Genomic DNA, 16,326 nt, shown 5'->3' with positions numbered 1-16,326 from the left:
GTTTCTATCTTTCTTTTTGTTCTGCAATCAATAATAATTCGACAGTTTTCCCCTTTAAGTTGTCTTCAGAAGCAAGCATCATCGCTGTTTTTTCCTGGTTGTTCAACATACTTGCAGATGCACCGTTGTCCAACAGAAACTTGACCTTTTTGTAGGTTTCTTTAGCAACATTTTGATCATGGTTGGAGTCTTTTACAACAACCAAATGAAGCAGAGTATTACCTAGATCGTCCTGCTCGTTGATGTCCGGTCCTGCGCTATTGAAAATCTTTTGGAAAGACTCAGCATTCTGTTGAGCAATCCAATACCAACCTGAATATGCATTGTCATAGTGCATACAGGTGCTCTTTAGATCAACTCCATCCTCAATCATTTGAAGGATCAAATCCACACTATGAGAAAACCCACTTGTGTTTTTCAAAATATGATGAAGTGCCTTTTCACCACGTTTATTTGTTTGTTCGAAATCCATGGAATCATACTCTGCTAATTTCTTATAAAGGTCAATATTTCCTTTATGGGCCACTGCTATAAAAAAGGCCGAATTGCCTTCATGATCCTGTTGATTTGGATCAGCTCCCTTCTGAAGCAATAAGTCCAGAATATTTGACTTATTGCTTTCCATCGCTATGTGGAGAGCAGTTTGACCGATTTTATTTGGTTCATTAATATCAATCCCTTCATTTGAAAGAATTTCAACATAACTGATTAACTCATCGCCATTTAAATCATGTTTCTTAATGGAAATATTTATAAGATTGTTTTCTGAATTATCCTTGAAATCTACTCTGCAACCGGCATCAACCATTGCTTTGATAATCGACGAATCAACCTTGGATTGGATAGCGTAAGATAACAAAGTTTCTCCCGATACCTCATCATTTATGTTATCGCTTGAACTTATGAAATCTTGTAAAAATGCCACGAAATCCCCATCCGGATTTCTTTTTTTTATGATGGATGAATAGATAGATCCATCAATTTTATCTAACATATAGATATCTTTTTCAATTTCTCCATTTTCTGACATCAAATTGATAAGTTCATATCCCTTATTCCTAAGCAATGTGTCATAAAGTTGGTTGTAATCATAAGAATGTTGGCTATGAGGAATTTTTTCTCCTTGTTGATATAATTCAATAGCAGTTGTCATATCGCCTTTGTCAATAGCTTGTATCAATGGGGTTTTTTCGAACATAATTCTTCGGTTTTAATCTAGTGTTTTTTGTTAATTGAATCTGAAAACATTTGAAGTTTATCTTTGCTCCAAGGACTATAAATAACTAATATATTGTTGTTTATTTTAGGTGTATCAGAGATAATGTTTATTATTCTTTTGTTTATTATTAATGCTAATGGCTCTTTTTGAAGATTTGAGAAATGCTTAATTATTGTATTTTGATCCTTAGGGTCTAATTCAATGAAAATTTGTTGGCTTTCGCTTTCAGAAGTTCTAGATGATAAAAAGTCAGAACCTTTAATCAAGGTTCTTGGCTAATCTGAACGTTTTGGGGAAGATAGCTGTCAAATGCTGATGCTATATAAAGACCATTAGGTTTGTTTACAGTGAAAAACTCAAATGGACGCGACTGGTTTGGGATTCCTGTAATCTCGATTCCAGATAGTAGTCTGTTTCCTTCAATATATTGATCGTCGAATAGCTTTTCGATTTTCTTCTCAAAAGATTTGAATTTTTCCTTATCAAGATCAACAATATCATCTGCATCCAAATCCTTCATTTTAGATAACTCTTCCTTGCTAAAAGTTTCATTTAATGAATTGTACCAGTTTCGCTTTAATTGCTTCTGAACTGTTACTTATTTTGAAATTCTGAAATAGATTTGTCCAAATTCTCTTTATCTAAATTGAAGAGGGGAGCAAAAGGCTTAGAATTTTCTATAAATTGGATCTACAAAATCAAATTTGTTTCAAAAAAATCAAGGCATCATCATCCTGGTAATTCTGACTGCTACATGAAACGCTGCTCAATTATGATTATTAGTATAGTTGGTAAAATCTTCATCAAATTTCTCATTCCTAAAACTACTTTAAGAAATCTTAATCCAATAGCAATTAACAAATCATGTATGGTTGAATTATATAAATAGATTAGGTTTTAGCAATTTAAAGGGCAAAAATTTCCTTTTTGAAGATGTTTTTTGTGTTCAAACTAAACTTTGACTACAAACCAAAAAATACTCAATGTTAGGTATTTTATTTATTGATGGTTAGTAATATTTTAGAATTATTAAATAATAAGAATTATGTAACGTAATTGTTAAAAATTTAATAAATGAATTGACTAACCATTCAATATTAACAATGGAACTCCGTAGTTTACTGTATTGTTATCAAGATAAGATTATTCTTTTTGTTGCTTTTATTGTTTCATTTTTTGATTTGTTTAGGGCAACAAGATAGTATCTTATCTCGCTCCATGAATCAAAATAAAACCTTTGGCCGGCAGATATTAAGGACAGATCTGATAGTCCCAGTGACTTTTTTGACTTTTGGTGTTGTTTCTGTAAAGAATCCTTACATTAAAACCAAAATGAGATTATAAAAAACAATCTCCAATATAATCATCCTGGGAAATTCCCTGTTGATGACTATACGCAATATTTGCCTACTGCATCCTTTTTAGCTTTAGATTTTATGGGAGTGGAGGCTAAGAATGATTTTAAATCAAGATTAATTGTTGGTGCAGTTTCGCATGCCTTAATGGCTGGAACCGTGAACTTAATGAAAGGAAGTATTCCGGTAATGAGACCAGATTTCTCTGCCAGCAATTCCTTTCCTTCTGGCCATACGGCGACAGCATTTGTTGGTGCCGAACTCATTTGGCAAGAATATAGACACCAGTTTATTTGGTATGGGATAGGAGCCTATGCAATTGCATCAGGTACAGGATTTTTCAGAATGTATAATAATAGACATTGGTTTTCCGATGTGGTAATGGGGGCAGGAATAGGGATCCTAAGTACTAAAACGGCCTATTGGTTATTGCCAATGATAGAAAGTGGATTTAAGAAGAAAAAAACATCCTTATCTTTTGTATCCGAGTTATAATGGGCAGCAGGTGATGTTAAGTTTAACTGTGTATTATAAATTTACATATTGATACTATCATAAGCCCAATGCAAAAGTGCCTGCCTTTGTTTGGGACGACACTGTAAATCACCATAGTGGCAGTTATTCTTCACTTGAGCAATATGTCTGGACATAAGCCTTCCACCTTTTTATTTGTCGGTCATCATCAAAACTTCTTCTACCCATATAATATCGGCAGTACCATTGAAAACCAACCTCTCGGGTCCTGTGGGTTTATCCAACCTTTTCTCTGCCACTCTTTCAAGGTTTGGGAGGCTCTAACCTTAAAGAAATTAAGGCTAGCATCTCCTTCGGAATTGTTGCCGGAATAGATTTTGGCATTTTCAAACCAATCTATAGGAAATTCTTCCCTGCAATCGTTTAGATATTTGCCGTTAAAAACACCGATTTCCAACATTTCTTTTGGGCTAAGTTGAGGCTTGAAATCAGGATGAAAGTTTTTGCCTATAGATTCTGTTAATTCATATGAATAACCTTTTTGCATACTGTCATTGATATGAATAACCATAATCTTTAATTAATTAAATAGGTTAGATAAAACATATAAATCCTTATTTAGGAGTCTTTTGAGTACCTAAACATAAAATCATAAATTTTCTCCCCATGGAATAACCTTTCAACACTTCCGTGAGTTCCTCCCGGTATAATAGTTAGCGTTGCATCAGCTTTTTTGTTGCACTTTTTGATGGCATTATATATCTTCTTGGATTCAGAAGCAGGAACAGCCGATCGGCGCTTCCATGTTGTATCCATAATGGTACCTGGGTAAGGTTACATGCATAGCTTGCGGTACCTCCTCCACAAATAGCAACTGCTGCAGCAATTCTATCGGGATATTTACCAGCAACATCCATTGTTCCATAACCTCCCATACTCATACCGCAAACATAAACGCGATGCTCATCAGCAGGGTATTCTTTCAAAACTTGATCCAATACATCAATGACTTTATCTGGATCCCAACCATTGGAGGTCTGTGGGGCAACGACTATTGCATCCAGATCCTTTCCTTTTTCTATTGCCCGTAAAACACCATATCGTTTTACGCGATTTAGATCATGGCCAGATAGACTGCGACCATGCAGAAATATTATGACAGGCAATTTTTCTTTTTTATTGATGTTCTCGGGAGTTCTTACCCAATAAGAATAACCTTTTTTGGCTTTTACAGCTTTTAATTGTGCTGCCGCCAGAAAATGTAAATCCTGCAAGCAAGCAAGGAGCATTAAAAAGTTTTTATACATAGCTATAATTTCATGTTTTGCTGATTCATAGGTACTCAGCAGCTGAAATATTTTAAAATCAAGGCTCGCAAGATAAAAACATTGAGGTATTTAACAAAATAAAGTTATGTAAAATAATGAAAATCAATCATATATAATTTTGTATGACATTTCCATTACAATTCAATTATTTTTATTAATTTGCTGTACCAACTAAAAGTAAAGAGAAATGAAGAGAAAAATCAGCACACTATTAAGTTTGTTTGCCGTTGTATTGGGCTTAAGTGCCTTTCATGTAGGCGGACAGGAGGGAGAGACCTCAAAACCTAAAAGTACTCCCGAAAAATATCACCAATGAAGAACTAGATAGCACAATGAAGTCATTCAACATGGCATTGGGAGTAAAATGTAATCATTGTCATGCTCCAAAAGCTAATGGAGAGAAAGGACTTGACTTTGCTTCTGATGCTAATCCTAAAAAAGATGTGGCTAGGTGGATGATTAAAATGACAAGCCAGATCAATAAAAAACATTTTAAGCATGCACATGAGGGCGTTTTACATCAGATTGCATGTAATTCTTGCCACAATGGCAAAACAGAAGTTTTTACTGTTGAAAAACATAAATAAACTACAAATTGAAACCTACAGTACGCATCACATATTGTCCCAAATGTGGTTGGCTATTACGAGCCGCTTATATGGCTCAAGAATTACTGACCACTTTTGTGGATGATCTGTATGCTGTACAATTAGAACCTAGCGAAATATCGGGTCGTTACACAGTGTTTGTGGATGACAAGATAATTTTCGACCGTAAACGAGAAGGTAGATTCCCCGAAATCAAAGAGCTTAAACAATTGGTTCGCAATCAGGTAAATCCGCAAAAGGACTTAGGCCATTCTGATCGTTAATGATACATAAGTACCAATAATCACCGAAATCTTTCACATTTCTTAACCAATTACAAGAATAAAAATCTGTATTTTTAAATTCACCTTAACAGATTTATTGTAAATGCGGATATTACATACAGCAGATTGGCATCTGGTAAAAAACTTGATTTCTATTCTAGAATGGAAGAACAGAAGGAAGTAATGGAAGAGATTTGTCAGATTGCCGATCGTGAGGATGTCGACCTTGTAGTCGTTTCTGGTGACCTTTATGATACATTTAATCCACCAGTTGAAGCGACAGAATTACTTTATAGAACCTTAAAGAAATTATCCAAAAATGGTAAAAGACCAGTAGTTGCAATTGCAGGCAATCATGATTCCCCAGATCGGGATTGACTCTCCGGATTCTTTAGCTAGAGAATTGGGGATATTCTTCTTTGGACAACCCCATTTAAAAATAAACCCAATTACCGTAGAAGGTCATTTCGATGTATTACGTGTAGATGAAGGTTTCCTGGAGATAAAAATCCCTAAATATTATTATCCTATCAGAATATTGAGTACTGCTTTTGCTAACGAGATCCGCTTAAAACAGTTCTTAGGGTTCGAAGATAAAGCGACCGAATTGCAGGAAGTACTGAAACAAAAATGGCAAGGCCTTGCAGGGCAATATTGCGATACCTTATGGCGTTAATCTTTTGGCAACACACCTTTATATGTTAAAAAGGGGTGGTGAAGTATTGGAAGAGCCAGAAGGTGAAAAGCCTATCAGATTGGGCTTCGCAGATCTTGTCTATTCGGATAGCATTCCATCACAAATCCAGTATACAGCTCTTGGACATCTCCACAGGTTTCATGAAATTGGGCAAGGAACAGCACCAGTTATCTATCCTGGAAGTCCATTAGCCTATTCTTTTTCGGAAAGTGGACAGAAAAAACAAGTGGTGATCGTAGATCTAGAACCTAATAAAATAGCACAATATAGAAATGTACAACTAGAAAAAGGTCGCCCACTTGTTAGAACTAGGTTCAGAGATATTGATGAAGCTGTCCGCTGGTTACACGATAATAAAAATGCTCTAGTAGAACTTACTATTGAGTCTGATAATTTTTTGACAGCTAGTGATTTAAAAAGAATACATGAGGCTCACGATGGGATAATTCATATTATACCTGTGGTCAGTAAAAAACAAGAGTTTCTCAGTAGCGGATCTACTGTAAACTTAGATCAAAGACATGAAAGATTTGTTCAAGGATTATTTCAAATCTAAATATGGACAAGAACCTAATGAAGAATTATTGACCTTATTTTGATGAGGTCGCTACAAATACCTTAGAAAAGAAGATTAAGCATGCTGCCACTATATTTAAGTACTATAGAAGGACTATATTCCTACCAAGAAAAACAAAGCATAGATTTTACAGAATTGACCCAAGCCGGATTGTTTGGGATTTTTGGTTCTGTTGGATCAGGTAAATCATCCATATTAGAAGCCATAAGTTTTGTGCTATATGGTGATACCGAACGATTGAACAAAACTGATAAGCGTGCATATAACATGATGAACTTAAAGTCTAATCAGACGATGATAGTCTTTGAGTTTCTGAATTTCGAGAAGCGGAAATTCCGATTCGTTGCACAATGGAAAAGAAGAAAAAATTTTGATGATACTACGCCAATAGAGCGTACAGCATATGAATTGATAGATGAAAAGTGGGTACCAATGGAATCTGCAGATGGTGCATTGGTGACCAACCTGTCATATCCTAACTTTAGAAGGACCATCATTATACCTCAAGGCCAGTTCAAGGAATTTTTGGAACTGAAAGGGAAGGATAGGTCTGAAATGATGAAAGAAATCTTTTATCTAAATAAATTTGATTTAGGACCTAAAGTCGGTTTCTTGCAATCTAGCAATAACCGGAAGCTTGAAAACCTCAAAGGTGCCTTATCAGGATTCGAAAGTATTTCGACAGAAGCTCTGAATAAGAAAAAGGAAGAAGTTGAGGATGCTAAAAAAACATTGGCTCAAACGAAAGAGGATTTTCAAGATCTTCAAGCCAAAGTCCGTATCCTGCAGGAGTTTAAAGATAAATCAATTGAGCTACAACAAAAGGAAGGTCAGTTTAATGAATTGAATAGCAAGAAAAGCCGTGTGCAACAACAAGAGGCTGATTTAAATCGCTATGAAAAAACTTCAAAAGCTTTTAGAGAACCATTAAATTATTTGCAATCCCTAAATATCGAACGGGAAGGTTTGATTCATAAAATTGAAAACTTCCGTTCTGTAAAAGAAAGGCAATTGCAGGAGATTGATATCGTCGAAAAGGAAATTGGAGCAATCCAGCATGATTATCTAAACCTTAATTCTTTCAGAGGACAGGTAGAAGATTATAAGTTATTGATCCAAATAAAGGAAAATGCCAAAAAGGAAAAGGAGCTAGAGACTAGATTGATAAAAGGGACTCCTTTTGTTGAACGAACTAAAGAGGCGGAACATACTTTAATGAAGAAGTTGGAGGAGACGGAAGAGAAATTAGAGAATTTGAAGTCTGAAAAAGTTGACACCTCACAATTGATCGAAATGGAGAAATGGTACCATCGTAAGGATACCATTGTTCAGCAGCATGGCCAATCCAATAGATTATTAGAACAGTTAAGTGCGGATATTGAGTTAGAGCAATCACAGATCAATAAATTGGGCTACACCGAGGATAATTGGGAACAGATGATCGGCAACGAACTCAAATTGATCGAAAATGAGTTCAACAAATTAAGGGAGCAAGAAACACAGTTGCAAGTGCAAGCAAGGTTGAGCAGTTTTGCAACCGATTTACAGCCTGGTATGCCTTGTCCATTGTGTGGTGCACTTGACCACCCTGAACCAATGGTTGCCAATCATGTGCAGGAGGAAATTCAAAAACTGAATCTTCAGAAAGCAGAATTGGAAGAAAAACGTGCGGAATACCAAAAGTTAAAAGAACAGGTTTCCAAAGCATGTTTTGGCCTTAACAATAAAAGGGCTAGCTATGAGCAGATTCAACAAGAAGTAAATGCTCAGGCAAGTAATTTGGAAATACATATCTCTGAATTTACATGGGTAGGCTATTCAAGTGAGGACGTGGGAGCATTTGAAGCTCAAAAAGAAAAAATAAAGCAAAGTGAACAAATAACCAATTCTTTGGAAGCCGAAGTCAAACAATTGAGATTGGACCTGCAGAAAAATAAAGACAATATCCAAAAATTTGAAAAAGAATTAGATAGCATAAAAGCTGAGATCGCTGTTGTGCAAGGTGTAAGTGCTCATAGTAAAAATGCTTTGCAACAATTCAATTATAAAGAATTTGAAGAAATTGAATTGGACGAAGTAAGAAGATCTAAGTTGGCTTTAGATCAAAAAATTATTCAGATTGAAAGTGGTTATTTGACCTTAAATCAGAAACTCAATACCTACAAAACTAAACTAGCTGAAATTGCTGGTCAATATAGCTCTGCAAAAGATCAATTAAGTGGCTTTAATCAACAGATTAAGGTCAGACAAGAGCAATTGGCAAAATTACTTCGAGAATTTAAATTTGCTGATATCACTCAAGTACAACAGATCATCCAAAGACCAATGCCGGTAGAACAAATGCGTAAAGACATACAGCAATTCTACGTAAGATTGGAAGTATTAGAAACTCAAATTGCATCCTTAAAGGATTATTTAAAGGATAAGGAGTTCTCGGAAGAAGATCTGGAAACAACAGCCAAATTATTCGAATTCAAGAAAGAAGAACTAGAATTGCAATTGTCATTAACTGGAGGTCTAGAAAAAGAATTAGCACATTTGACTCTGGAAATAGGCAAAAAGGAAAAATTGATTGAAGAATTTGATCAGTTGAATGCCAGGGCTGCAAATCTAAAAGTAATGGAGAACTTGTTTAAGGGCAATGGATTTGTAAATTATGTGTCCAGTATCCATTTAAGACAAATGTGTGAAATGGCCAATGAAAGATTCCATCGCTTGACAAGAAATCAATTGAGCTTGACCATAAACGACAACAATGAGTTTGAGGTAGTAGATTATCTGAACAATGGATATAGACGGTCTGTGAAAACATTGTCTGGTGGTCAAAGCTTTCAAGCCTCTCTATGTCTAGCTTTGGCATTAGCAGAGAATATTCAATCATTAAATAAATCTGACAAGAATTTCTTCTTTATTGATGAAGGTTTTGGAACCCAGGATACCGAAAGTATCAATACGGTATTTGATACGCTGCAATACCTACATCATGAAAATAGAGTAGTAGGTATTATTTCACATGTTGAAGAGTTGAAAGAAAGGATACCAAGGTCGGTTACTGTAGAGAAAGATTCGGAAGCAGGTAGTAAAGTAAAAACCTCTTGGGGTTCTTGATGCTAAAGTACATAGAAAAGCCTATAAAAGATGAAAGGTCCCGCGAGCGCGGGACCTTCATCAATTAAACATATAACCACTAACTAATAAATTCTTAACTCTAATTAGCTATTTGAACTTTCTACATTCACAGTTTCTTCAGCCTTTTTCTCCACTGGTTTGCGATCCATATCTCTACGTTTGAACTGACGGTCTTTTCTGTCGCCACGTTTGAATCCATCCTTGCGGTTTTCAGCCATTTTATTCTTTAACGTTTCTTTCTGCTCTGGTGTTAACAGTTTCAAGAATTCCTCACGTTCTGCTTTCATCTCGTTTTTACGAGCTTCACGGTCTGCTTTCCTTTCTTCAGATTTAGCTTTCCATTTCTTTGCTTGATCTAAGTGGTAAGCATAAATATCTTTCTTTTGATCTTCGGTGAATTTCAATTCCTTGTCCAAACGATCAGTTTTCATTTTTGCGATATCCTCTGGAGTCTTGTTGTCCATACGGCCCATACGATCTCCACGCATATGCTTTTTATGTCTCATCTCTTGACGAACTTCAGCTCTATCTTTCTTTACAGAATCTTGTTGTTGTGCAGAAGCTGCAAAGCTTAAACCAGCAAATAAAGCAGCAAATGTTAATATCTTTTTCATAGTCTCTTTAATTTTGATGTTCTTATTTATTTGAGCAAAATTCTTGTAAAACGTTTAATGCCTGTTATGTTAAAGAATGTTAACGACTTAGGTGATTTAATGTCCTATTTTTCGTTTTGCTTATTGGTAAGATGTAGTTTCCATCAAATGGTTTATTCTTGTTCTGTTAAAAATTGTTAATGCAACCATTTTTTGGGGGGGGTGGATTGTGGATAAGTTTTAATATACAGTATAATTTTATTAAAAATGGTTTGTTAATTTTATGTTAACAACCGGAACTTAACCTTATTTCTTGATGATTCCTTAACGTCCAGGAAATATTATAGACCGACTTTTACAACTTTAACTTAAAACCATTTACCATGAAAAAACGACTCTTGTTGTTTTGCACCTTAGGTATTACTATGGGTGCATGGGCAGGCAATTCTAATGTGCTGTCCCATCATGATTTTCTTGTAAACAAGAAAATCCTAAACCAAACCGAAATCAGAGGTAAAATTGTTGACAGCCAATCTCAAGCCTTAGTAGGTGTTACCATTACAAATGTTAGAACTGGCCAATCCGCACAAACCGACCAAAATGGGGATTTTACAATTGCGGGAAATGTCGGAGATAACCTAAGAATCCACATGATAGGTTATGCAGACAAAACGGTTCCAGCAAGTTCTGGCGCTATGAGAGTTTCTTTAGAAGCATCTGATGAAAATATTGACGAAGTGGTGGTTGTGGGTTATGGCACTCAAAAAGCTTCAACTGTTACCGGATCAATTGTGGATGTCAAAGGTGATGTCCTGCAAAGAGCACCAGTAGTAAATTTTTCAAATACACTAGCAGGAAGGCTTCCGGGCTTGGTAGCGGTATCAAGATCAGGTGAGCCTGGTAGCGATAATGCAACATTAAGAATCCGTGGTGCAAATACGTTGGGTGATAATTCCCCGCTGATAGTAGTCGATGGAATTGCAAACCGAAGTTTAGAACGATTGAACCCTCAGGATATTGAGAGTGTAACTGTCCTTAAAGATGCTTCTGCAGCTATCTATGGATCTCAAGCTGCTAACGGTGTGATTTTGGTAACCACTAAAAAAGGACGCACAGGAAAACCACAAGTGAAAATAAGCCATAACCAAGCTTTTACACAACCAACTGTAATCCCAAAGGTAACTGATGCCGCAACCTATGTCGAAATGTTAAATGAAATTAGCGTTTATGCAGGACAATCACCTAAATATTCCGCAGAGGAAATAGAATTATACAGAAATGGTTCTGATCCTTGGGGCCATCCTAATACTGATTGGTATAAGGCAACATTTAATGATGTGGCTCCACAACACCAAACTAACCTGACCATAAATGGCGGATCTGAATACGTAAATTATTTTATTTCAGGTGCATTTGATAAACAAGATGCCATCTATAAAAACTCAGCAACTAAGTATAGTCAATATAACTTCAGATCTAATCTTAGCGGTAAATTCAATGATTATATTAAATACGGTGTAAATGTTGCCCTCCGTGAAATAAACAGGAATTATCCGACCAGATCTGCTTCTGATATATTCGTGATGTTAAGACGTGGAAAACCAAATATGCAAGCTTATTGGCCGAATGGATTTAACGGGCCAGATATTGAATATGGAAATAACCCAGTCGTAATAACAACAAACCAAACGGGATATGACCGTAATAAGGCAATGACCTTAGAATCAAAGGCAAATCTAGATATTACCATTCCATGGGTGCAAGGCATGTCCTTGAGTGGAATGTAGCATTTGATAGAACAGTTCAGAACAATAAATTATGGAAAACACCATGGTATCTTTATAACTGGGATGGAACATCAATTGATGACAGTGGAAATCCATTATTAGTAAGAGGTCAAAAAGGGTTTACTGGCCCAGAATTAACTCAAGATTTTGCAAACAATGACCTCTTAACATTAAACTCTTTGTTGAGATATGAAAGAACTTTTGGTACAAATCATAATTTCAACGGGTTAATAGGGGTGGAGCGTATTTCAGGGAGTGTAATGTCATTTGAAGCTTTCCGTAAGTTTTTCGTTTCAACAGCATTGGAAGAACTTTTTGCTGGGGGCGATGCTGAAAAAAATAATACCGGACAATCTTCTGTACAGGCAAGATTGAATTATTTTGGACGCTTGAATTATGATTTTGCCAATAAATATTTATTTGAATTTCTATGGCGATATGATGGGTCATACAAATTTCCTAAAGATGGCCGTTTCGGGTTTTTCCCCGGAATATCTGCAGGATGGAAAGTATCAGAAGAAAAATTCTGGCAAAACATCAAACCTGTTATTAGTGATTTAAAAATCCGAGGTTCATGGGGCCAAACAGGTAATGACCGAATTGCAGATTACCAATTCCTATCGAGCTATGGATTCCTTACAGGTACTTCAGATATCTATGTTTTTAATGAAAATGTAGAACAAAAAGTGTTGAATGAACTCCGTATTCCAAACCCTAGAGTTACGTGGGAAGTTGCAAATCAGTCCAACATAGGTTTGGATGCTAAATTCCTGGATAATAAATTGTCCTTGACGGCTGAATATTTTTATAATATCCGGACTAATATTTTATGGAACAGAAGTGCATCTGTGCCAAGTTCTACTGGATTGACCCTTCCAAGGGAAAATATAGGAGAAGTTGTCAATAAAGGATTGGAGTTTCAGGTTGGTTACCAAAATGCGATCAACGAATTTCAATATGCTGTATCTGCAAACATAGCGACAAACAAAAACAGAATTCGTTTCTGGGATGAAACACCAGGAGTTCCTGACTATCAGCAATCAACTGGTAGGCCAATGAATGCTGATTTATATTATAATGCAATCGGTGTATTCAGAGATCAGGCTGCGGTAGATGCTTACCCACACTGGGCAGGAGCAAGACCTGGAGATATAATGTTTGAAGATGTAAATAACGATGGTAAAATTGATGGATTAGATCGTGTGCGTCAAGAAAAAACAGATCTTCCAACTCTAACAGGGGGATTGAACATCGATTTGAGCTACAAAGGATTCTACACAAGTATATTCTTCCAAGGTGCAGCAGGAGCAATCCGTAACAATTATTATGAAATGCAGGGTGAAGTTGGTAATTATTTAATCCAAGATGTTGAAGGTAGATGGACAGAAGCAAATCCAGACGCATCTAAACCTCGTATTTGGAATCGTTATAGTGAATATTGGAGATCAAATAGTAATACCTATTGGTTGCAAAATTCAGATTATTTCAGATTGAAAAATTTTGAATTTGGATACTCATTCCCGCTGGAGTGGTGCCAAAAATTAAAACTTGAAGGAATTCAAGTTTATTTCACTGGTCAAAACCTATTAACATTCACAAAAGTGAAAGATTTTGATCCAGAAACAACTTCTGCAACGGCTTACCCGCTTAATAAAGTTTACAACTTTGGTTTAACCCTAAACTTTTAATCATGAAAAAGAGATTTATATTATACGCTATATTCGTTTCAACACTATTAGGTTCCTGTAAACAGGATTTCCTAGACACTGATCCAGCAACTGAATTTTCTGACAATACAGTCTGGACTGACCCTGCCTTGGTAGGAACATTTATCAACCAAATTTATTTCCGCTTAGATGAGCCTCTAACTGATGGCCGTTTTAAGGCGAACTTAGTAGATGAAGGTCATTATCGCGGGAACGCTGCATCCCTCAACTTCAACAAAAGTTTGATGACGCCTGATGGCCTAATGGGTTGGACAGTCTCCAGATATAGAAGTTGGGCAGATATGTACAAAACCATAAGATTTTGTAATATATTCTTTTCTAAAGTCGACGAAGTCCCATTCATTGAAGATAATGTCGATGGTAAATCCACAAAAGACAGAATGTCGGGAGAAGTTCATTTCCTAAGGGCTTTTACATATCATAACCTTGTTAGCATATATGGTGGTGTTCCTATAATCACTGAAGTATATGGCCTCGAAGATGAATTTTTAAAAGAAAGGGATACATACGCAGCATGTGTAGATTTTATGGTGTCAGAGTTGGATAAGGCTGCTGCATTGCTGCCTGAAAAACATTCAGGTGCTAATCAAGGCCGTGCTACTAAAGGAGCAGCATTGGCATTAAAAGCACGGGTCTTACTATATGCAGCTAGCGATTTATATAATACAACGATTTTCCCGGGTTATGAAAAACAGGAGTTGATCCGTTATACCTCAGGAGATAGAAGAGCAAGATGGACGGCAGCCAAAGATGCCGCTAAGGCAGTTATCGACCTAGGAGTGTACTCTCTATACAAGGGGAACCCATCAGCGTCTGAAAATATACCTCAGAATTTGACGGAAATATTCTTGAACAAAAGTACAGAGGAAGATATTTTCATAAAATACTTCACTACGCCAATGGGACAGCGAGCAGGTTTATATACTTCTCCAAATGGTTATCATGGCTGGGGAACAAATGCACCATTGGGCGATCTGGTTGACGCATTTGAAATGAAAGATGGTACTCCATTCTCATGGTCTAATGCTGTTGCTGCCGCTGATCCTTATGCTAATCGCGATCCACGATTCTATTCTACTATTTTATATAATGGTGCGGAATGGAGAATCAGACCAGATGATGCTAAAGGTTTAGACCCCCTGAACAGAATCCAAACCGGACGATGGGAAAAATGGAATGCTTCTACAAACAAGATGGAAGTAGTATATGGTGTTGATACCAGAAAAAGCACTATTGAGGACTGGAATGGAGCCTATACAGGTTATTACTTGAGAAAATATATAGATCCTAATGTTGATGCACAATACGTACGCCAGGCAGTGACTTGGAGATTTATCCGTTATGCTGAAGTTTTATTGAACTACGCTGAGGCTTGTATTGAATTAGGAATGGAACAAGAAGCAAGGACTTACTTGAATATGATCCGTAAACGTGCGGGTATGCCAGATATTACACAGTCAGGAGCTGCATTAAAAGCAAAATACAGAAATGAAAGAAGGGTAGAGTTAGCTTTTGAGGAGCATAGGATTTTCGATGTACGTCGTTGGGCAATAGGTCCTGAGGTTTATAATATTACTACTAAAGTAGCTGATATTGTTTATCCAATGAATTCTGACCATACAACGGCAACAAAGCCAATTGTTAAACATATAGACTTCGAAAAATATGCTTGGAGCAATAAAGCTTATTTCCTTCCAATCCTAAGAGATGAAATGAACAAAAACAATTTATTGATTCAAAATCCGGAATATTAGAAGCAAAATGATTTAAATAATAATAGAACATTGTTCGAGAAAAGAAGGTGCCTTTTTAGACACCTTCTTTTTGCAACTATATTAAATAAGAACTTAATATCAAAATTCTTGAAAATATCCTAAAGGTTTATTTCTTGAGATAAATTGAGGATTCTTTTCAATAGATTCCCAATCTTTATAAGGATATTTAATTGACGTGGTTAAATAATAATTCCATCTCCAAAAAATAAAAGGGTTTATCTTATAGATTCTATACAATTTCCTCATTTCAGGTTTGGGGTTTTCTTCTCTAATAAACATTTCAAATGACTCACCTGTAAATACTGCATCTTTAAATCCGAATGTTTCGATATTAGTATAGGATCCATCTGAATTTGAATATCGAAAAGTTTCATTATCTAATTTGAATAATATCATTTTATTCAATCCTGGAGAATTTATAATTATTAACATTATAACAATAATTACTATAATAATCTTTTTCATATCAATTACAGCTATTTAATTGTTTAACTAGACTAGAACCAATAGTAATATTCGGTTTTCCGTTTGTTTTTAATTTTTCTAAAGTTAAAAAAAGATTAGAGGGATTATCATAAAGTGCAAAAGGATTATTGCTAGGTAAAAGAGTCAATTTATTGTTATTAGCCATTCCGCTATTAAATACATTAACAGCGTAGTGGGTACAATTATTATAATCTAAATCATAATCAATTTTACTTAAATTTATTGCAGCATTAATAACATTTTGAAATGAAGATTGAGATACACTTTGAGTATATTGAATGTTACTTACTCTTGTTATAGATTCACCA

General features: G+C 35.7%; 18 protein-coding genes. 11 read left to right on the top strand and 7 right to left on the bottom strand.

The window, feature by feature from the left end; all coding sequences use genetic code 11:
- Positions 1-4 precede the first annotated feature (4 nt).
- The 3 genes from FGL31_RS15675 to FGL31_RS15665 are packed head-to-tail and all read right to left on the bottom strand — an operon-like array spanning position 5 to position 1,739.
- Entirely contained in the window at positions 5-1,198 is a 1,194-nt protein-coding gene (locus FGL31_RS15675; RefSeq protein WP_138092792.1) for an ankyrin repeat domain-containing protein, read from the bottom strand.
- A 17-nt stretch (positions 1,199-1,215) separates the two neighbouring features.
- Complete coding sequence (locus tag FGL31_RS15670) at positions 1,216-1,485, bottom strand: hypothetical protein (RefSeq protein ID WP_138092790.1); 270 nt, start codon at positions 1,483-1,485, stop codon at positions 1,216-1,218.
- Positions 1,482-1,739: a hypothetical protein gene (locus FGL31_RS15665; protein WP_138092788.1), complete on the bottom strand. Its 258-nt coding sequence runs from the start codon at positions 1,737-1,739 to the stop codon at positions 1,482-1,484. The genes FGL31_RS15670 and FGL31_RS15665 overlap by 4 nt, the downstream gene beginning before the upstream one ends.
- A gap of 883 nt (positions 1,740-2,622) precedes the next feature.
- On the opposite strand from FGL31_RS15665, the gene FGL31_RS15660 reads away from it, so the two are divergent.
- Positions 2,623-3,069, top strand: a complete 447-nt coding sequence (locus FGL31_RS15660) for a phosphatase PAP2 family protein (RefSeq protein ID WP_138092786.1) — start codon at positions 2,623-2,625, stop codon at positions 3,067-3,069.
- 199 nt (positions 3,070-3,268) lie between these two features.
- Here FGL31_RS15660 and FGL31_RS15655 read toward each other — a convergent pair whose 3' ends face one another.
- Together FGL31_RS15655 and FGL31_RS15650 are read right to left on the bottom strand one after the other, a co-directional pair.
- Positions 3,269-3,619, bottom strand: coding sequence for a hypothetical protein (locus tag FGL31_RS15655; protein ID WP_197734294.1), 351 nt, complete (start codon positions 3,617-3,619; stop codon positions 3,269-3,271).
- 142 nt (positions 3,620-3,761) lie between these two features.
- A complete protein-coding gene (locus tag FGL31_RS15650; protein WP_232046815.1) occupies positions 3,762-4,337 on the bottom strand; it encodes a carboxylesterase family protein in 576 nt (191 codons plus the stop codon).
- 226 nt (positions 4,338-4,563) lie between these two features.
- Here FGL31_RS15650 and FGL31_RS28160 point away from each other — a divergent pair, with 226 nt between their 5' ends.
- From FGL31_RS28160 to FGL31_RS15630, 7 genes are all read left to right on the top strand, one after another.
- On the top strand, positions 4,564-4,692 hold the full coding sequence (locus FGL31_RS28160) for a hypothetical protein (protein ID WP_262709139.1): 129 nt from the start codon (positions 4,564-4,566) through the stop codon (positions 4,690-4,692).
- 16 nt (positions 4,693-4,708) lie between these two features.
- The gene (locus tag FGL31_RS26035) at positions 4,709-4,963 is read left to right on the top strand and encodes a c-type cytochrome (RefSeq protein WP_232046814.1); all 255 of its coding nucleotides are present in this window, start codon (positions 4,709-4,711) and stop codon (positions 4,961-4,963) included.
- Between the two features lie 8 nt (positions 4,964-4,971).
- Entirely contained in the window at positions 4,972-5,247 is a 276-nt protein-coding gene (locus tag FGL31_RS15640; RefSeq protein ID WP_099372962.1) for an Rdx family protein, read from the top strand.
- A gap of 126 nt (positions 5,248-5,373) precedes the next feature.
- On the top strand, positions 5,374-5,625 hold the full coding sequence (locus FGL31_RS26030; RefSeq protein ID WP_232046813.1) for a metallophosphoesterase family protein: 252 nt from the start codon (positions 5,374-5,376) through the stop codon (positions 5,623-5,625).
- Positions 5,603-5,923 (top strand): hypothetical protein, encoded by a 321-nt coding sequence (locus tag FGL31_RS26025; protein WP_232046812.1) that lies wholly within the window; start codon positions 5,603-5,605, stop codon positions 5,921-5,923. The genes FGL31_RS26030 and FGL31_RS26025 overlap by 23 nt, the downstream gene beginning before the upstream one ends.
- A gap of 22 nt (positions 5,924-5,945) precedes the next feature.
- Entirely contained in the window at positions 5,946-6,500 is a 555-nt protein-coding gene (locus tag FGL31_RS26020; RefSeq protein ID WP_232046811.1) for a metallophosphoesterase family protein, read from the top strand.
- Positions 6,501-6,581: 81 nt separating this feature from the next.
- A complete protein-coding gene (locus FGL31_RS15630) occupies positions 6,582-9,629 on the top strand; it encodes an AAA family ATPase (RefSeq protein ID WP_138092784.1) in 3,048 nt (1,015 codons plus the stop codon).
- Positions 9,630-9,733: 104 nt separating this feature from the next.
- On the opposite strand, the gene FGL31_RS15625 is transcribed toward FGL31_RS15630, so the two are convergent.
- Positions 9,734-10,264 carry a DUF4148 domain-containing protein gene (locus FGL31_RS15625; protein ID WP_099372965.1) on the bottom strand — a complete coding sequence of 177 codons (531 nt, stop codon included), beginning with the start codon at positions 10,262-10,264 and terminating at the stop codon, positions 9,734-9,736.
- A 362-nt stretch (positions 10,265-10,626) separates the two neighbouring features.
- Here FGL31_RS15625 and FGL31_RS28155 point away from each other — a divergent pair, with 362 nt between their 5' ends.
- Genes FGL31_RS28155 through FGL31_RS15615 form a run of 3 tightly spaced genes read left to right on the top strand, consistent with a single transcriptional unit; the run spans position 10,627 to position 15,511 of the window.
- On the top strand, positions 10,627-12,030 hold the full coding sequence (locus tag FGL31_RS28155; RefSeq protein ID WP_262709138.1) for a SusC/RagA family TonB-linked outer membrane protein: 1,404 nt from the start codon (positions 10,627-10,629) through the stop codon (positions 12,028-12,030).
- Positions 11,997-13,718, top strand: a complete 1,722-nt coding sequence (locus tag FGL31_RS28150; protein ID WP_262709137.1) for a SusC/RagA family TonB-linked outer membrane protein — start codon at positions 11,997-11,999, stop codon at positions 13,716-13,718. The genes FGL31_RS28155 and FGL31_RS28150 overlap by 34 nt, the downstream gene beginning before the upstream one ends.
- Before the next feature lie 2 nt (positions 13,719-13,720).
- Positions 13,721-15,511, top strand: a complete 1,791-nt coding sequence (locus tag FGL31_RS15615) for a RagB/SusD family nutrient uptake outer membrane protein (protein ID WP_138092782.1) — start codon at positions 13,721-13,723, stop codon at positions 15,509-15,511.
- A 99-nt stretch (positions 15,512-15,610) separates the two neighbouring features.
- Here FGL31_RS15615 and FGL31_RS15610 read toward each other — a convergent pair whose 3' ends face one another.
- On the bottom strand, positions 15,611-15,964 hold the full coding sequence (locus FGL31_RS15610) for a hypothetical protein (protein WP_138092780.1): 354 nt from the start codon (positions 15,962-15,964) through the stop codon (positions 15,611-15,613).
- Between the last annotated feature and the right edge of the window lie 362 nt (positions 15,965-16,326).

The sequence above is a fragment of the Sphingobacterium daejeonense genome (genome assembly GCF_901472535.1).
GTDB lineage: Bacteria > Bacteroidota > Bacteroidia > Sphingobacteriales > Sphingobacteriaceae > Sphingobacterium > Sphingobacterium daejeonense.
This window is presented reverse-complemented; position numbering and strand designations above follow the sequence as displayed.